General features: G+C 39.3%; 14 protein-coding genes. 13 read left to right on the forward strand and 1 reads right to left on the reverse strand.

Going from position 1 to position 17,034, the window contains the following annotated elements:
* The first annotated feature begins 87 nt into the window (after positions 1–87).
* The 3 genes from icmF to B5473_RS09385 all read left to right on the forward strand — a co-directional run bounded on the left by icmF (position 88) and on the right by B5473_RS09385 (position 6,275).
* Entirely contained in the window at positions 88–3,330 is a 3,243-nt protein-coding gene (gene icmF, locus B5473_RS09375) for a fused isobutyryl-CoA mutase/GTPase IcmF (RefSeq protein WP_079524622.1), read from the forward strand.
* 514 nt (positions 3,331–3,844) lie between these two features.
* On the forward strand, positions 3,845–4,435 hold the full coding sequence (gene rpoE / locus B5473_RS09380) for a DNA-directed RNA polymerase subunit delta (protein ID WP_079524623.1): 591 nt from the start codon (positions 3,845–3,847) through the stop codon (positions 4,433–4,435).
* Positions 4,436–4,670: 235 nt separating this feature from the next.
* Positions 4,671–6,275 (forward strand): CTP synthase, encoded by a 1,605-nt coding sequence (locus tag B5473_RS09385; RefSeq protein WP_079524624.1) that lies wholly within the window; start codon positions 4,671–4,673, stop codon positions 6,273–6,275.
* Positions 6,276–6,382: 107 nt separating this feature from the next.
* On the opposite strand, the gene B5473_RS09390 is transcribed toward B5473_RS09385, so the two are convergent.
* The gene (locus B5473_RS09390) at positions 6,383–6,955 is read right to left on the reverse strand and encodes a DUF2529 domain-containing protein (RefSeq protein WP_079524625.1); all 573 of its coding nucleotides are present in this window, start codon (positions 6,953–6,955) and stop codon (positions 6,383–6,385) included.
* A 280-nt stretch (positions 6,956–7,235) separates the two neighbouring features.
* On the opposite strand from B5473_RS09390, the gene B5473_RS09395 reads away from it, so the two are divergent.
* From B5473_RS09395 to prmC, 10 genes are all read left to right on the forward strand, one after another.
* Positions 7,236–7,607: a response regulator gene (locus tag B5473_RS09395; RefSeq protein WP_079524626.1), complete on the forward strand. Its 372-nt coding sequence runs from the start codon at positions 7,236–7,238 to the stop codon at positions 7,605–7,607.
* A gap of 187 nt (positions 7,608–7,794) precedes the next feature.
* A complete protein-coding gene (locus B5473_RS09400) occupies positions 7,795–8,649 on the forward strand; it encodes a class II fructose-bisphosphate aldolase (protein ID WP_079524627.1) in 855 nt (284 codons plus the stop codon).
* A gap of 224 nt (positions 8,650–8,873) precedes the next feature.
* Positions 8,874–9,524, forward strand: a complete 651-nt coding sequence (gene fsa / locus B5473_RS09405) for a fructose-6-phosphate aldolase (protein ID WP_079524628.1) — start codon at positions 8,874–8,876, stop codon at positions 9,522–9,524.
* Between the two features lie 63 nt (positions 9,525–9,587).
* Entirely contained in the window at positions 9,588–10,865 is a 1,278-nt protein-coding gene (locus B5473_RS09410; RefSeq protein ID WP_079524629.1) for a UDP-N-acetylglucosamine 1-carboxyvinyltransferase, read from the forward strand.
* Positions 10,866–11,021: 156 nt separating this feature from the next.
* Positions 11,022–11,987 carry a class II fructose-bisphosphatase gene (glpX, locus tag B5473_RS09415; protein WP_079524630.1) on the forward strand — a complete coding sequence of 322 codons (966 nt, stop codon included), beginning with the start codon at positions 11,022–11,024 and terminating at the stop codon, positions 11,985–11,987.
* Positions 11,988–12,185: 198 nt separating this feature from the next.
* Positions 12,186–13,469, forward strand: coding sequence for a transcription termination factor Rho (gene rho, locus B5473_RS09420; RefSeq protein WP_079524631.1), 1,284 nt, complete (start codon positions 12,186–12,188; stop codon positions 13,467–13,469).
* 252 nt (positions 13,470–13,721) lie between these two features.
* Positions 13,722–13,922, forward strand: coding sequence for a 50S ribosomal protein L31 (gene rpmE / locus B5473_RS09425; protein ID WP_079524632.1), 201 nt, complete (start codon positions 13,722–13,724; stop codon positions 13,920–13,922).
* Between the two features lie 403 nt (positions 13,923–14,325).
* On the forward strand, positions 14,326–14,898 hold the full coding sequence (locus tag B5473_RS09430; RefSeq protein WP_079524633.1) for a thymidine kinase: 573 nt from the start codon (positions 14,326–14,328) through the stop codon (positions 14,896–14,898).
* A 192-nt stretch (positions 14,899–15,090) separates the two neighbouring features.
* A complete protein-coding gene (gene prfA / locus B5473_RS09435) occupies positions 15,091–16,167 on the forward strand; it encodes a peptide chain release factor 1 (RefSeq protein ID WP_079524634.1) in 1,077 nt (358 codons plus the stop codon).
* Entirely contained in the window at positions 16,154–17,017 is an 864-nt protein-coding gene (gene prmC / locus B5473_RS09440; RefSeq protein WP_079524635.1) for a peptide chain release factor N(5)-glutamine methyltransferase, read from the forward strand. Before prfA ends, prmC begins: the two co-directional genes overlap by 14 nt.
* Positions 17,018–17,034 lie beyond the last annotated feature (17 nt).

The raw sequence follows: 17,034 nt of genomic DNA on the forward strand, positions 1-17,034 counted from the left end.
GAAAATCGCCATGTAGAGCAACTATTTAAAGAGTTTGCTTCGCATGGTGATTTTTCATTATTTCAGCATAACAAAGGGGTTATTAAAATGGGGAAAACTGAAGTATACAAACCAAAAAATCATATTCGCTTTGTCACGGCATCAAGTCTTTTTGATGGGCATGATGCTTCGATTAATATTATGCGTCGAATTTTACAGTCAAGCGGAGCAGAGGTCATTCACTTAGGACACAACCGTTCCGTAGAGGAAGTGGTGAATGCTGCGATTCAGGAAGATGCGCAAGGGGTGGCACTATCTTCATATCAAGGCGGTCATATTGAATATTTCAAATATATGTACGATCTGCTTCGCGAAAAAGGAGCGCCGCATATTAAAATTTACGGTGGCGGTGGTGGTGTAATATTGCCACGTGAAATCAAGGAACTGCATGATTACGGAATTTCCGGTATTTTTTCACCGGAAGATGGGCGTCATTTAGGTTTACAAGGAATGATAAACAAGAAGCTTGAAGGTGCTGATTTTTCAACACTGAAAGGAAATTACAAAGAACTTTTAGAAAAGCTTACAACCGATACACCGGAAATTTTGGCGAATTTAATTACAGCTGCCGAAAATGGCGGGGATGCGGAAATTGAAGAAATGCTGCAGCTTGCAAAAACAAAAAGTTTAAATACACCGGTAGTTGGGATTACAGGTACAGGCGGTGCAGGGAAATCTTCGTTGACAGACGAACTGATCCGCCGATTCCTGCAAGAATTCCCTGATAAGAAACTTGCGATTATTTCAGTCGATCCGACAAAACAAAAAACTGGCGGGGCTTTATTAGGTGACCGTATTCGTATGAACGCCATCTTTAACAACCGCGTTTATATGCGCAGTTTAGCAACGCGCGGCTCCCATACGGAATTATCAAGTTCAATTGGGGATGTACTCGATGTTGTGCGCACAGCAGGATTTGATCTGATCCTTGTTGAAACAAGTGGTATCGGGCAAGGCGATGCCGAGATTACAAAATATACAGACCTATCAATGTATGTAATGACGAGCGAATTCGGTGCCCCGACACAGCTTGAAAAAATCGATATGATCGATTTTGCGGATTTGATTGCGATCAACAAGTTTGAACGAAAAGGCTCTGAAGATGCATTGCGTCAAGTTCAGAAACAATACCAGCGTTCACGTGAACTATGGGAAGAACCGCTTGATCATATGCCTGTATTCGGGACGATTGCTTCACAGTTCAACGATTTAGGAACGAACTCATTATTTGCTGCACTTGTAGCAAAAATTAATGAGAAATTCGGCTTGGATTGGGAAACTTCGTATGAGCAATTTGTCAAAACACAAAAGCAAAATATTGTTATTCCGAATGATCGTCGCTACTACTTACGCGAAATCTCGGAAACAGTCAGAAACTATCATAAGCATGCAGAACAGCAGGCAGCACTTGCGACGAAATGGTATCAGCTTGAAGGAACAAAAGCACTGCTTGCAGATAGTGAAACGGCATTAATTGCATCGATTGATTCTTTACTGGAAGGCGTTCAAAATGAATTAACTGCGGAATCGAAGCGTATACTAAAAAATTGGAATGCATTAAAAGAAGCTTATGCAGGCGACGAACTTATTACGAAAGTGCGTGATAAGGAGATTAAAACAATTTTACGTACAGAGTCTCTTTCAGGCTTGAAGATTCCGAAAGTCGCGCTGCCGAACTTTAAAGATTACGGCGAAATTTTACGCTGGGTTTATAAAGAAAATGTACCAGGTGAATTCCCGTATACAGCAGGTGTTTTCCCGTTCAAACGTGAAGGAGAAGATCCGAAGCGTCAATTTGCGGGTGAAGGAACTCCGGAACGTACGAATAAGCGATTCCATTACTTATCAAAAGATGATGATGCAAAGCGTTTATCGACGGCATTTGATTCAGTAACGTTATACGGGGAAGATCCGCATACACGTCCTGATATTTACGGAAAAGTCGGGGAGTCTGGTGTGAGTGTCTGTACATTGGATGATATGAAAAAACTTTATGCGGGCTTTGATCTATGTGCGCCTTCTACATCTGTGTCGATGACGATTAATGGACCTGCACCGATTATTCTGGCAATGTTTATGAATACAGCAATCGATCAGCAAGTGCAAAAGCGTGAGCAGGAGCTGGGCCGTACTTTAACGGTGGAAGAATTTACAGAAACACGTGAACAAACATTGCAAGTGGTGCGCGGTACCGTACAGGCGGACATATTAAAAGAAGATCAAGGGCAAAATACATGTATCTTCTCTACTGAATTTGCGCTGCGTATGATGGGCGATATCCAGCAATATTTCATCGATCATAAAGTACGTAACTATTACTCGGTATCCATTTCGGGCTACCATATTGCCGAAGCCGGGGCAAATCCGATTTCACAGCTTGCATTTACATTGGCAAACGGCTTTACGTATGTTGAGTATTATTTAAGCCGCGGTATGAATATCGATGATTTTGCACCGAACTTAAGTTTCTTCTTCTCGAACGGTCTTGACCCTGAGTATACAGTCATCGGTCGTGTAGCCCGCCGCATCTGGGCTGTTGTGATGCGTGAAAAATACGGCGCAAATGACCGCTCGCAAAAGCTGAAATATCATATTCAAACATCGGGCCGCAGTCTGCATGCACAGGAAATTGACTTCAATGATATTCGTACAACATTGCAGGCATTAATGGCATTACAGGACAACTGTAACTCACTGCATACAAATGCGTACGATGAGGCAATTACTACACCTACAGAAGAATCGGTACGACGAGCGATGGCGATTCAAATGATTATTACGAAAGAGCACGGCTTATCGAAAAACGAAAACCCATTACAAGGGGCATTCATTATTGAAGAGCTTACACAGCTGGTGGAAGAGAAAGTGCTGGAAGAGTTTGACCGAATGAATGATCGCGGCGGGGTACTTGGCGCGATGGAAACACAGTATCAGCGCGGAAAAATTCAAGAAGAATCGATGCACTATGAGCATTTAAAACATTCAGGACAACTGCCGATTATTGGCGTAAACACATATCTAAACCCGAATCCGCCATCTGAAGAAGCAATCGATAATATGGAAATTGCCCGTGCTTCCAAAGAAGAAAAAGATTTGCAAATTGCAAACTTGGCAAGCTTTAAAGAAGCAAATGCGGACAATAGCCAAAAAGCGCTTGATCGATTAAAAGAAGTTGCTAAAACAGGCGGTAATATTTTTGAAGAATTAATGGAAACGGTTAAAGTAGCAAGCCTTGGCCAAATTACTCAGGCGCTATATGAAGTAGGCGGCCAATACCGCCGAAATATGTAAGGTAAGACAGATTTATTATTGTTGAATAACAGAAAACAACTTAATAACTAGCCTTATTTACTTAGTTATTAGAAAAAAATGCAAAAAAATGAACTTAGAATACCACGAGTGCGGGAATTTTCGTTATACTAGTAAATACATGGACGATCTGATGAAGGAAGGTGCGCAATAGTGCAACAGTATGTACATTATATTTTAATTTTAGCATGCCTAATCGCAACCTTCTTTTTATATAACCGACAACTAGCAGCAATCCCTTTGCTGCTTTTATCCTTCATTTTATTTTATGTTGCCTATAAAAAAGTAACAAATTTAAAAAACAAGAAATGAAACTAGCATAGTGATAGCATGTTTGTATATAATGGGTATTATGCTTATATCCATCCAGTTGTTGTACAAGCAACGGAAGAACGGGTATAAGATCTTCGGCAGATGTTAAGGATTTGGAAGACGAATCCAAACGCAATTACGCCGAGTCGTAATTGATAAATAGACATGTAAGAATGGAAAGGACGTGCACGATTTGAACTTTCGTGGTATGACAGATGAACAATTAGCAGAAGAGTCATTAATCGACTTAGCATACGCACTACTAGAAGATAAAAAACAAGCAATGCCGTTAAATGAATTATTAAAAGGAATTCAAGCATTAAATGGTATTTCAGATGAAGAACTAAAATCACGTTTAGTGCAATTTTATACAGACTTAAATGTAGAAGGCCGTTTCTTATTAAACCATGAAAATGGCTGGGGTTTACGTGAGTGGTATAAAGTAGAAACAATCGAAGAAGAAACAGCGCCAACAATTAAGACACGTAAGAAGAAAGCAAAAGCTGTTGACGACGAAGATGAAGATGAAATCATCGACCTTGAAGAAGAGGATGTATTATTCGAGGAAGATTACGATGAATTCGTTGACGACGAAGAAGAAGAGGAAGAAGTGGATGAGGACATCGACTTCGTTGAAGAAGACATTGAAGAAATCGATCCTGACATCGATGAAGAATTAATCGATGAAGATGATACATTTATTATCGAGGATGATGAAGAAGAAATAGACGAAGAGTTAGATGAGGAACTAGAAGAAGACGAAGATCTTAAATAAGATTTTTACTTTGGAAATTGAAAGTGCTTGACTTCTAATTCAGTTCCGTATAATCTTTTACTTGGGCTCCTTTAAAAAGGAGATTGACCGTATAAGTTATACGCTCCCCCTGCAAAATAGTGCAGGAGGAGCGTTTTTTATTTTTTCATGCGTTTTTAGTTAGAAAAACATTCCCTTGCATTTAGGAAGCAATAGAGTGTTTTTCTAATTTGTTTTAAAAGAAGGAGGAATTTGTATGACAAAGTATATTTTCGTAACAGGTGGGGTAGTTTCATCACTTGGTAAAGGGATAGTAGCAGCATCTTTAGGTCGTCTATTAAAAAATCGTGGATTGGAAGTAACAATTCAAAAATTTGATCCATATTTAAATATTGATCCAGGTACAATGAGCCCATACCAACACGGTGAAGTTTTCGTTACAGATGATGGTGCAGAAGCGGACTTAGACTTAGGTCACTATGAGCGTTTCATCGATATTAACCTTGGTAAACACTCAACTGTTACTTCTGGTAAAGTATATCAATCGGTACTGAATAAAGAACGCCGCGGCGATTACAATGGTGGTACTGTTCAAGTAATTCCTCACGTAACAAATGAAATTAAAGACCGTATTCAACGTGCTGGCCGTGAAACTTCTGCTGATGTTGTAATTACGGAAATCGGCGGTACAGTAGGTGACTTCGAATCACTTTCTTTCCTTGAAGCGATTCGTCAAATGCGTCGTGATTTAGGTCATGAAAATGTTATGTACATCCACTGTACGTTAATGCCTTATATCGCAGCAGCAGGTGAAATGAAAACGAAACCGACACAACACTCTGTAAAAGAGTTACGTTCATTAGGTATTCAGCCAAATATTATCGTTTTACGTACAGAACAACCAGTGCCACAAGATATGAAAGAAAAAATTGCGTTATTCTGTGACGTAAGACCTTCTGATATTATCGAATCACGTGATGCAGAACATTTATATGAAGTGCCATTAAACCTTCATGCACAAGGCTTTGACCAAATCGTTCTTGATCATTTCGGCATTACAGCGCCAAAAGCGGATATGACAGATTGGAAAGAGCTTGTACATTTAGTGAAAAACTTGGAGCACAAAACACGTATCGCTTTAGTAGGTAAATACGTTGAATTGCAAGATGCTTATATTTCAGTTGTAGAAGCGTTAAAACATGCAGGTTATGTATACAATTCAGATATCGAAATCGACTGGATCAATGCTGAGCACGTTACAGCGGAAAATGTTGATGAATTGCTAGGACAAGCAGACGGTATTTTAGTGCCAGGTGGTTTCGGCGACCGTGGTGTTGAAGGGAAAATCGAATCGATCCGTTATGCACGTGAAAACGATGTACCATTCTTCGGTATTTGCCTAGGTATGCAGATGGCAACTGTAGAATTTGCACGTAATGTTATGGGCTTGGAAGGTGCACATTCAACAGAACTGGACAAAAATACGAAATACCCAATTATCGATTTCTTACCAGATCAAACAGAAGATACAGATATCGGCGGAACATTACGTCTTGGTTTATATCCATGTAAATTAAAAGAAGGATCTCGTGCACGCGCGGCTTACAATGGTGAAGAGCTAGTATACGAACGTCACCGTCACCGTTACGAGTTCAATAATGAATTCCGTGAAGCAATGGAAGCGGAAGGTATGGTATTCTCAGGATTATCTCCTAACAATAAATTAGTAGAAATTGTTGAGTTACCGGAGAAGAAATTCTTTGTGGCTGGTCAATTCCACCCAGAATTAATTTCACGTCCACAACGTCCACAACCATTATTCCGTGAGTTTATTGGCGCAGCGTTTAACAATAAAAAGTAATTAATTTTGCACGTCCTGTTTTAAGGGACGTGCTTTTTTCTTAAGAATTGTTTCATTACATAAAAAGACGACTCTTATGCCAACAGGTCATAAGAGTCGTCGATAAATTATGCGAATGGTGACGGGTGGCTGTCCATTAATTCGTCATCCTCTTCATCATCGTCCACGAGCATTTCATCGAATTCCATCTTAATCGCTTCATAAATATATAAAGCTGCAATTAGATGCGGAAATACGATACGTTCGCCGAGCTTTGTAGGATGCGGTAAAATGCCGCCGCGCACTTTCAATGAAATATACGTATAAGCAAGATCGCATAACGGATTATCGTCGCCTGCCACTTCACTTGCGACAGCCGCAAATGGGATGAACTCTGCATGCAGTTGCTGTGCAAGTTTTAATGCTTGTTCATCTTTAGCGTGACGCGTAAAAATAATGACACGGTCAGCAGGCAAAAGTTCAACGCTTTCTGTATAGCGTGCAAACTTAGCAAATTTACCTTCACCAAGCTCTGCATTTATTGCAACAGCTTCCATTTCACCAAATGCCGCAAAGTAAATTGTTCCTTGTCCGATTGCCGCCTGTGCCAATAATCGTGCAGTTTCTTCAATAGATTCTTCCTCAGTTTGCTGAATGCGCTGTAGAAGACCTGTTAATTGCGTAGTTAAAATTTTAGACATATTTACACCTCAAAGTTATTATAAAATTGTGCACATAAAAAAGCAAAAGCACAAACTCTCTCTATAAAAGAGGGGAAATCAATTTAGTAATAGAATGTAACTATATAAAGTGAAACTTCAATCAGTGGGGAGGTCTTGCCCACTGATTGTTAGTTGAACCAATCGGGCATTTATGGGTAGTTGATCTCCCGCCTATCCATTTCGCCTTTGTTAAGTCTAGAGGCGGGAGTCTTACTACCCGTTAATGCGGGATAAATTATTATTATAATGGGGGATCACATTGAAGGGGATACTAATAGTAGATGATCAGCAGGGGATAAGGATGCTTCTAAATGAAGTATTTAAAAAAGAAGGATTCACAACATATTTAGCGGCAAATGGTTTTGATGCAATAAAAATTGCACAGGAAAATGCGCTCGATTGCGTTCTGCTGGATATGAAAATACCCGGAATGGACGGATTGGAGATTTTAGCCCGTTTGAAAGAAGATCACCCGGAGCTGCCTGTAATGATGATGACTGCTTATGTGGAACAGCATATGATGGACAGAGCGAACGAATTAGGTGTGGTGAAATACTTTACCAAACCTTTTAATATTTTTGAAGTACGTGATGAAGTTAATAAACTAGTAGAAAAGACTGAAAAAATATAAATGAAACAGGCGAGCAGGCAGTAGCGCATACTGTCTGTTTTTGTTATGATTAATCTAAATGTTTTTGTCAATTCATGTGATTTTGCATAGAATAGACGATGAAAAAAATACTTAAAAAAAGCATTTTGCGCAAACTATGTTTTTCTAGCAGCAAACTATTTATGTATCTTCGAGGAGGATTTTAATAATGGCATTAGTTTCAATGAAAGAAATGTTAATTAAAGCAAAAGCGGAAGGTTATGCAGTAGGTCAATTCAATATTAACAACCTAGAATGGACACAAGCCATTTTACAAGCAGCAGAAGAAGAAAAATCACCAGTAATTCTAGGTGTTTCTGAAGGTGCCGGAAAATATATGGGCGGTTTCATTGCTGTAGTAAAAATGGTTGAAGGCTTAATGGAAAGCTACAAAACAACTGTTCCAGTAGCAATTCATTTAGATCATGGTTCAAGTTTCGATAAATGTAAAGAAGCAATCGATGCTGGTTTCTCTTCTGTTATGATTGACGCTTCACACCATCCATTCGAAGAAAATATTGAAACAACTAAACAAGTTGTTGACTATGCACATGCAAAAGGTGTATCTGTTGAAGCGGAACTTGGTACTGTAGGCGGCGAGGAAGACGGTGTAATTGGCGGCATTATGTACGCAAACCCGCAGGAATGTAAAGCACTAGTTGAAGCTACAGGTATTGACTGTTTAGCTCCAGCATTAGGTTCTGTTCACGGTCCTTACAAAGGCGAACCAAACTTAGGATTTGCTGAAATGGAAGAAATCTCAACGTTAACAGACGTTCCGTTAGTATTACATGGTGGAACTGGTATTCCAACAAAAGATATTCAACGTTCAATTTCTTTAGGTACAGCAAAAATTAATGTCAACACTGAAAACCAAATCTCGGCTACGAAAGTGATCCGTGAATTTTTAGAAAATGATAAGAAAACATATGATCCACGTAAATATTTAGGTCCAGCTCGTGAAGCGATTAAAGCTACTGTAATCGGTAAAATGCGCGAATTCGGCAGCTCTGGAAAAGCTTAATTGATAGAGTAAAACTTCTTTTACGGAAGTCATTCCTCTGCCGATACGCTTTTAAGGCAGCTAAATTATTACCTATTAATGCGGAATAATGAATCCACAAAAGAAAAGTGCACAAAATAAGCGTACTTTTCTTTGTGAACACGTGTTTTTCAACATAAGACATCTCGTTCACAAATTGAGCGAGATGTGTTTTTATAATCAAATGTAAATCGGAGGCTATTATAATGAAATTTTTTATCGATACAGCAAACTTTGACGAAATTAAAGAAGCATACTCTTGGGGAATTCTTTCAGGTGTAACGACAAACCCATCATTAGTTGCAAAAGAATCCGGCGTGAATTTCCACGACCGCTTACGTGAAATTGCTGAGTTAGTAAACGGCTCGGTTTCTGGTGAAGTAATTTCTTTAGACGCTGAAGGAATGATTCGTGAAGGGGAAGAATTGGCAGCAATTCACCCGAATATTACAGTAAAACTTCCAATGACACCGGAAGGATTAAAAGCTTGTAAACATTTCTCTGAAAAAGGGATTAAAACGAACGTCACATTAATTTTCTCTGCTAACCAAGCATTGATGGCAGCACGTGCAGGCGCTTCTTATGTATCTCCATTCTTAGGACGTTTAGATGATATTGGTCAAGATGGCGTAGAATTGATCCGTGAAATTGCTGAAATGTTTGCTATCCACGAAATTGACACGGAAATCATTGCCGCATCTATTCGTCACCCGCAACATATTACGCAAGCCGCATTAGCTGGCGCACATATTGCAACAACTCCATACAAAGTTTTACAGCAACTGTTTAATCATCCATTAACAGACAAAGGAATTGAAGGATTTTTAGCGGATTGGGCAAAGCGTGAAGGGAAATAATAAGAATACCTCACAGCAGTCTACTTTACTGTGAAATTTGTCCAATGTAAGGGAGAACACAAAATGGATGTTTATAAAATTCAAGGCGGAAATCGTCTAAAAGGTAAAATAACCGTTAGCGGTGCAAAAAATAGTGCAGTTGCTTTAATTCCTGCATCAATTTTGGCTGATTCTTCCGTTACCATTGGAGGAATTCCAGAGATTTCAGATGCATGGACGTTAAAGGCACTACTAGAAGAAATTGGCGGCGAAGTCACATTTGAAAATGGCAAGATGACGATTGATCCATCAAAAATGGTTGCGATGCCGCTGCCAAACGGCAATGTTAAAAAATTACGTGCTTCCTATTATATGATGGGTGCCATGCTGGGACGTTTTAAACAAGCGGTAATCGGCATGCCAGGCGGGTGTTTTTTAGGGCCGCGTCCAATTGATCAGCATATTAAAGGTTTTGAAGCTTTAGGAGCAAAAGTAACAAATGAGCATGGGGCAATCTATTTACGCGCAGAAGAACTAATCGGTGCGAAGATTTATCTGGATGTTGCAAGTGTCGGCGCCACAATTAACATTATGCTGGCGGCAGTGCGTGCAAAAGGGAAAACTACAATCGAAAATGCAGCGAAAGAGCCTGAAATTATTGATGTTGCAACACTATTAACTAATATGGGTGCAAACATTAAAGGGGCAGGAACGAGCGTTATTCGTATTGAAGGTGTCGATGAGTTAAAAGGTACAAAACATACCATTATACCGGACCGAATTGAAGCAGCTACATTTATGATTATGGCTGCAGCAATTGGTGATGGAGTACTTGTCGATAATGTTATTCCGCTTCACATGGAAGCCGTTACAGCGAAACTTCGTGAAATGGGTGTAAGTGTGGAAGAGAATGAGGAAAGCATCTTCATTGCCAAGCAAACGAAACTGCAGGCAGTTGATGTAAAAACACTTGTTTATCCAGGATTCCCGACTGATGTTCAACAGCCTTTATCTGTATTAATGACACAGGCGGAAGGTACATCGATGATTACAGATACGATTTATTCTGCCCGTTTCAAGCATATAGATGAACTGCGACGTATGAATGCAAAAGCTCGTGTTGAAGGCAATACTGCCATCATTCAAGGACCTGCATCTTTGGAAGGATCCACGGTAACGGCAACAGATTTACGCGCGGGTGCCGCATTAGTATTGGCTGGACTTATCGCAAAAGGTGAAACAGAAATTCACGATATTTACCATATTGAGCGTGGCTATAGTTCATTAATCGAAAAGCTGTGTGCAATCGGTGCAAATATTCGTAAAGAGTCCATTGTCATTAATACAAAGAATAATGCATAAATTTGCTATAATTCGTGATCAGAACCGCGTAATTATGTGAGTATGATAATATATATTAGGGTAATAAAAATATGTTAGTTCATAATACAATTCAAAAAAGCAGTTAATTTAGGCTGTTAAAATCGGTTTTTACCGATTACAGGAGGCAAACACAAAATGGAACGTAGTTTATCAATGGAAGTAGTACGTGTAACAGAAGCAGCAGCGATTGCATCAGCGAAATGGATGGGACGCGGACTTAAAAATGAAGCGGACGACGCAGCAACAACAGCAATGCGTGTTATGTTTGATACAATCCCAATGCATGCGACAGTTGTAATTGGTGAAGGAGAAATGGATGAAGCACCGATGCTTTATATCGGTGAAGAATTAGGGCTTCGAAATGGCGGACCTGAAGTTGATATTGCAGTAGATCCATTAGAAGGTACAAATATCGTAGCAAAAGGTACAAATGGTGCGATGACAGTACTGGCAATTGCAGACCGTGGCAATCTATTAAATGCGCCTGATATGTATATGGATAAAATAGCTGTAGGACCGGAAGCTGCTGGGAAAGTTGATATTAACGCTTCTGTTACGTACAACTTATTGCAAGTGGCTAAAGCAAAAAATAAAGATATTTCCGATGTAGTAGCAACACTTTTAGACCGACCTCGCCATCAGCATATTGTCGATGAAATTCGTGAAGCCGGTGCACGTATTAAATTCATTCAAGACGGTGATGTAGGTGCAGCGATCAACACAGCATTCGATGAGACTGGTATCGATATTATGTTCGGTATGGGTGGTGCCCCAGAAGGCGTTATTGCAGCAGTTGCATTAAAATGTTTAGGTGGCGATTTCCAAGCGAAACTAGTGCCTGAAGATGAAGAACAGCTTGCGCGTTGCGTTAAAATGGGAGTCGACGTAGATAAAGTATTAATGATGGAAGATCTAGTAAAAGGCGATGATGCGATTTTTGCAGCAACTGCTGTAACAGATTCTGAGCTTTTACGCGGTGTTCAATATAAAGGTTCTTATGCACTTACACATTCAGTTGTTATGCGTGCAAAAACAGGAACAGTACGTTTTATCGAAGGACGCCACAGCATTGAAAAAAAACCAAAGTATGACCAAATTTAACTTCCCATATAATGTAAGTAGCCTCAAATAGAAAATGCCCATTTTCAAATTACTTGCACTATAATATAATAAATGCCCAGTGTAAAAACTGGGCATCTTTCAAATAAAGTGTAGTATACTTCTCTTACACAAATTCCTAAACAATCTTTCAATAACTTAAATTTTCAAAATTAAATTTTAATAGACTGGAGAAAACGTATGACAGCATTAACAATTGCTCAATTAGAAAGCATGACATTAAAAGAATTATATGCTTTAGCGAAGCAATACAAATTATCAAATGCTAGTAAGCTAAATAAAAAGGAACTAATTTTTGCAATCTTAAAAACCCGCTCTGAACAAGAAGGCTTCTTCTTCATGGAAGGTGTTTTGGAGATTATTCCTACAGACGGCTTCGGATTCCTGCGCCCGATTAACTACTCTCCTTCAAAAGAGGATATTTACATTTCTGCTTCCCAAATTCGTCGCTTCGATTTACGAAATGGTGATAAAGTTTCAGGTAAAGTTCGTCCGCCAAAAGAAAATGAACGTTACTATGGCTTATTGCAAGTTGATGCTGTAAATGGCGAAGACCCTGAAGTTGCAAAAGAACGTGTGCATTTCCCTGCATTAACACCGCTTTACCCGAATCGCCACATTAAATTGGAAACGGTTCCTACAAAACTTTCGACGCGTATTATGGATTTAGTAGCGCCAGTCGGTTTTGGTCAGCGTGGTTTAATTGTTGCACCGCCAAAAGCCGGTAAAACATCTTTATTAAAGGAAATTGCCAATGCTATTACAACAAACCATCCGGAAGCGGAACTGATTGTACTACTTATCGATGAGCGTCCGGAAGAAGTAACGGATATCGAGCGTTCAGTTAATGCAGACGTTGTGTCTTCAACGTTTGATGAAGTGCCTGAAAACCATGTAAAAGTAGCGGAAATCGTATTGGAACGTGCACGACGTCTAGTAGAACAAAAACGCGATGTTATTATTTTAATGGATTCGATTACACGTTTGGCACGTGCCTATAACTTAGTAATTCCGCCAAGCGGCCGTACACTTTCAGGTGGTATTGACCCTGCTGCATTCCACCGTCCGAAACGTTTCTTCGGTTCTGCCCGCAATATTGAAGAGGGCGGCAGTTTAACAATTTTAGCGACTGCTCTTGTTGATACAGGCAGCCGTATGGACGAAGTAATTTATGAAGAATTTAAAGGAACGGGTAACCTTGAATTGCACTTAGATCGCAGCTTGGCAGAACGCCGTATTTTCCCTGCAATTGATATCCGACGTTCAGGTACACGTAAAGAAGAACTTCTTATTCCGAAAGACCAGCTTGATAAACTATGGGCAATCCGTAAAACATTCAGCGATTCACATGACTTCGGTGAAAAGTTCTTACGTAAACTACGCACAACAAAAACAAACGAAGAATTCTTTGAAAAGCTTGATACAGATATGAAGAAAGCGACGAACGGTAAAGGGTTGTTATAGATTTTAGAAGATTGAGCCGGAATGGAAAACAAGTTCTTGATATAGTGAGGAACTACATACATTCAATTTCGTAAAATAATATAAAATAGTTGCAACCTTTTTTAAAACTTGCTATACTTCTTTAAGTATGAAACGTGCACATATATAGCTGACCTCAACACATTACGTATGTAGTGACATATTCGGGCTATGTAAGGTGCAGTTCGAAAATACTCTGTTCCGGATGGTTCAGGGCGAGAGGAGAAAACGAATATGAAACAAGGTATCCACCCAGATTACAAAGTAGCAACAGTAACTTGCTCTTGTGGTAACACTTTTGAAACAGGTTCAGTTAAAGAAAAGATCTCAATCGAGTTCTGTAACGAATGTCACCCATTCTATACAGGTCGTCAAAAGTTCGCTTCTGCTGACGGACGTGTTGATCGCTTCAACAAAAAATACGGTATTAAGTAATACCTCTGCCCATTTCCACATTGCTGGAAATGGGTTTTTAATTTGTTTAATTAGAAGGAATTGCGCAGTTATTAGAAAACTTTTGCAGGTTATTAGAAAATCTGAAACGTTTATTTGAAAACCGCAACCCGATATTAGAAAATGTACATATTATATTAGAAGTTCAGGCTTTTATTAGAAGAAATAAAAATATATTAGAAGAAATTACAAGATATTAGAAATCTTTCGCACATGTATTTCCAAAGAGAAAGATTCTAATAAATAGAGTACCTTTTGCAATAGACGAATGACAAAAAACTAGCTAAGATAAAAGAAGTGAAAAGTTGACCTTGAGTTTGATACTCAAGGTTTTTTATTGGTGAAAAACGAACTTGTAATTTTAACTAGAAACGAGGAAAAAGAAATGGCGCAATTATTTTATAAACATGGGGCGATGAACAGCGGGAAATCGATTGAAATTTTAAAAGTTGCCCACAATTATGAAGAACAAAATAAAGCGGTACTGATTTTTACTTCAGGAATTGATACGCGCGATGAAGTCGGAACGGTTTCAAGCCGAATTGGTTTAAGACGCCCGGCAATTGCGGTTTTTGAAGATACAAACATATACGAAATCGTGGAAAAACACGAAGAAAAATTATATTGTGTACTTGTAGACGAAGTACAATTTTTATCAAAAGAACATGTCTTGCAGCTGACAAAAATTGTCGATGAGCTGAACATTCCTGTTATGGGCTTTGGCTTAAAAAATGACTTCCAGAACGAACTGTTTGAAGGCAGCCGTTATATGACGATTTACGCGGATAAAATCGAGGAAATGAAAACAATTTGCTGGTTCTGTCATAAGAAAGCGACGATGAACTTACGGGTAGATGAAAATAAAAAACCTGTCCGTACAGGTGATCAAATTCAAATTGGGGGTAATGATAGTTATTACCCTGTTTGTCGCAAATGCCATTCCAATCCGCCACTATAATTTAAAGTAAACGGCACACCAAAATTTAAATATATGAATGCCAATGTGTAAATGATATGAAGAAAGTTCAACATAGATGTAGCAACAACCGTAAAATTTCTTTATACTAGTAAAGGTGCATTTTAACGTGACTCGTGATAAGGCGAGTGAAATACAACTAATAATAAAATAACTTTTAGAGGTGAAATATAGATGTTTGATCGTTTACAGGCGGTTGAAGACCGTTACGAAAGATTAAATGAATTACTAAGCGACCCGGATATCGTCAGCGATTCCAATAAGCTTCGCGAATATTCGAAAGAGCAATCCGATATTCAGGAAATGGTAGAAGTATACCGTGAATACAAATCGGTTAAAGAACAATTGGCGGATACACGCGAATTAATGGAAATTGAAAAAGATGCAGATATGCTGGAAATGATGAAGGAAGAGTTTAACGATTTAAACAAACAAGTTCCGGAGTTAGAAGACCGTCTGCGTATTTTATTAATTCCTAAAGACCCGAACGATTCAAAAAACGTAATTATGGAGATCCGCGGAGCTGCTGGTGGTGACGAGGCCAACATTTTTGCTGGTGACCTATTCCGTATGTATACACGCTATGCGGAAACGCAAGGCTGGAAAGTAGATGTAATGGAAGCTACACCAAACCCGGCAGGCGGCTATAAAGAAGTAATCTTCATGATTAACGGTCAAGGTGCATATTCAAAATTCAAATATGAAAACGGTGCACACCGTGTTCAACGTGTACCAGCGACAGAATCACAAGGCCGTATCCATACATCAACTGCTACGGTAGCATGTTTACCGGAAGTACATGTAGAAGATGTAGAAATTCATGAAAAAGATATTCGCGTTGATACATTCGCTTCATCTGGTGCGGGTGGTCAGTCAGTAAATACAACGATGTCTGCTGTTCGTATGACCCACTTACCGACAGGCGTTGTCGTTTCGATGCAAGATGAACGTTCACAAATTAAGAACCGTGAAAAAGCGATGAAAATTTTAGTTGCGCGTGTAGCTGACCTTCACCGTCAAGAAGCACAGGCTGAAATCGATGCAACACGTAAGACAGCAGTAGGAACAGGCGACCGTTCTGAACGTATCCGTACTTACAACTATCCACAAAACCGTGTAACTGATCACCGAATTGGTTTAACGATTCAAAAACTTGACCAAATCGTTGAAGGTAAGTTGGATGAAATCATCGATGCACTTATTTTAGATGAGCAGGCAACACGCTTATCCAATTTAAATGAAGATGCATAAAACCATTTTTGAGGCCCTGAATGGGGCTTCTTCTTTTTTAGAGGAAAACGGTCGCGAAGGAAATGCCGCACGAATTTTATTGCAGCATATTTTACAGACAAGCTATTCAGGATTAATGATGAAGATGCACGATATTCTACCTGAAGAGCAGCAACAGCAGTTTGATGCGTTTATTCAAGAGCATGTAAAAGGGCGCCCTGTGCAATATATAACGGGTGTTGAAGAATTTTACGGACGTTCATTTGTTGTGGATGAATCGGTACTTATTCCTCGTCCTGAAACGGAAGAACTGATTGTTGGAACGATTGAGCGAATCCGCAAGTTATTCGGAGATAAGCAGAATCTGAAGTTTGCCGACATCGGGACAGGCAGTGGTGCCATTGCCATTACAATGAAAAAGGAATGTCCGCAGCTTGCTGTAACAGCAACGGATCTTTCTCCTGCAGCACTTGCAACAGCACAAAAAAACGCTGAGCAGCAACATGCGGAAATTGCATTTAAACTCGGCGACTTAACAGAACCGATTGCAAATGAAAAATGGGATGTTGTCCTTTCCAATCCTCCATATATCGCATATGAGGAAATGGAGGAAATGTCCGATGTTGTTGTTGCGCACGAACCGCATCAGGCATTGTTTGCAGATGAAGAAGGACTCTTGCTTTATCGTAAACTAGCAGAAAATTTACCGGCCATTATGAAGAAGCCGGCATTAATTGGTCTGGAAATCGGTTATACACAAGGTGAAGCCGTAGCGAATTTTTTCAAAAAAAGCTTTCCAAATGCCTATGTATCAGTCGTTCAAGATATAAATAAAAAAGATCGTATTGTTTTTTGTGAGATTAGTGAATAAAAAATAGATTCCTTGTA

It is taken from the genome of Solibacillus isronensis, assembly GCF_900168685.1.
GTDB lineage: Bacteria > Bacillota > Bacilli > Bacillales_A > Planococcaceae > Solibacillus > Solibacillus isronensis_A.

What these genes read in the sequence shown, in the direction of transcription:
- icmF (WP_079524622.1), top strand. Translation starts at nt 88, where the DNA reads ATGGGGAAAACTGAAGTATACAAACCAAAAAATCATATTCGCTTTGTC.
- B5473_RS09385 (WP_079524624.1), top strand. Translation starts at nt 4,671, where the DNA reads ATGACAAAGTATATTTTCGTAACAGGTGGGGTAGTTTCATCACTTGGT.
- B5473_RS09390 (WP_079524625.1), bottom strand. Translation starts at nt 6,955, where the DNA reads ATGTCTAAAATTTTAACTACGCAATTAACAGGTCTTCTACAGCGCATT.
- B5473_RS09400 (WP_079524627.1), top strand. Translation starts at nt 7,795, where the DNA reads ATGGCATTAGTTTCAATGAAAGAAATGTTAATTAAAGCAAAAGCGGAA.
- fsa (WP_079524628.1), top strand. Translation starts at nt 8,874, where the DNA reads ATGAAATTTTTTATCGATACAGCAAACTTTGACGAAATTAAAGAAGCA.
- B5473_RS09410 (WP_079524629.1), top strand. Translation starts at nt 9,588, where the DNA reads ATGGATGTTTATAAAATTCAAGGCGGAAATCGTCTAAAAGGTAAAATA.
- glpX (WP_079524630.1), top strand. Translation starts at nt 11,022, where the DNA reads ATGGAACGTAGTTTATCAATGGAAGTAGTACGTGTAACAGAAGCAGCA.
- rho (WP_079524631.1), top strand. Translation starts at nt 12,186, where the DNA reads ATGACAGCATTAACAATTGCTCAATTAGAAAGCATGACATTAAAAGAA.
- rpmE (WP_079524632.1), top strand. Translation starts at nt 13,722, where the DNA reads ATGAAACAAGGTATCCACCCAGATTACAAAGTAGCAACAGTAACTTGC.
- B5473_RS09430 (WP_079524633.1), top strand. Translation starts at nt 14,326, where the DNA reads ATGGCGCAATTATTTTATAAACATGGGGCGATGAACAGCGGGAAATCG.
- prfA (WP_079524634.1), top strand. Translation starts at nt 15,091, where the DNA reads ATGTTTGATCGTTTACAGGCGGTTGAAGACCGTTACGAAAGATTAAAT.
- prmC (WP_079524635.1), top strand. Translation starts at nt 16,154, where the DNA reads ATGAAGATGCATAAAACCATTTTTGAGGCCCTGAATGGGGCTTCTTCT.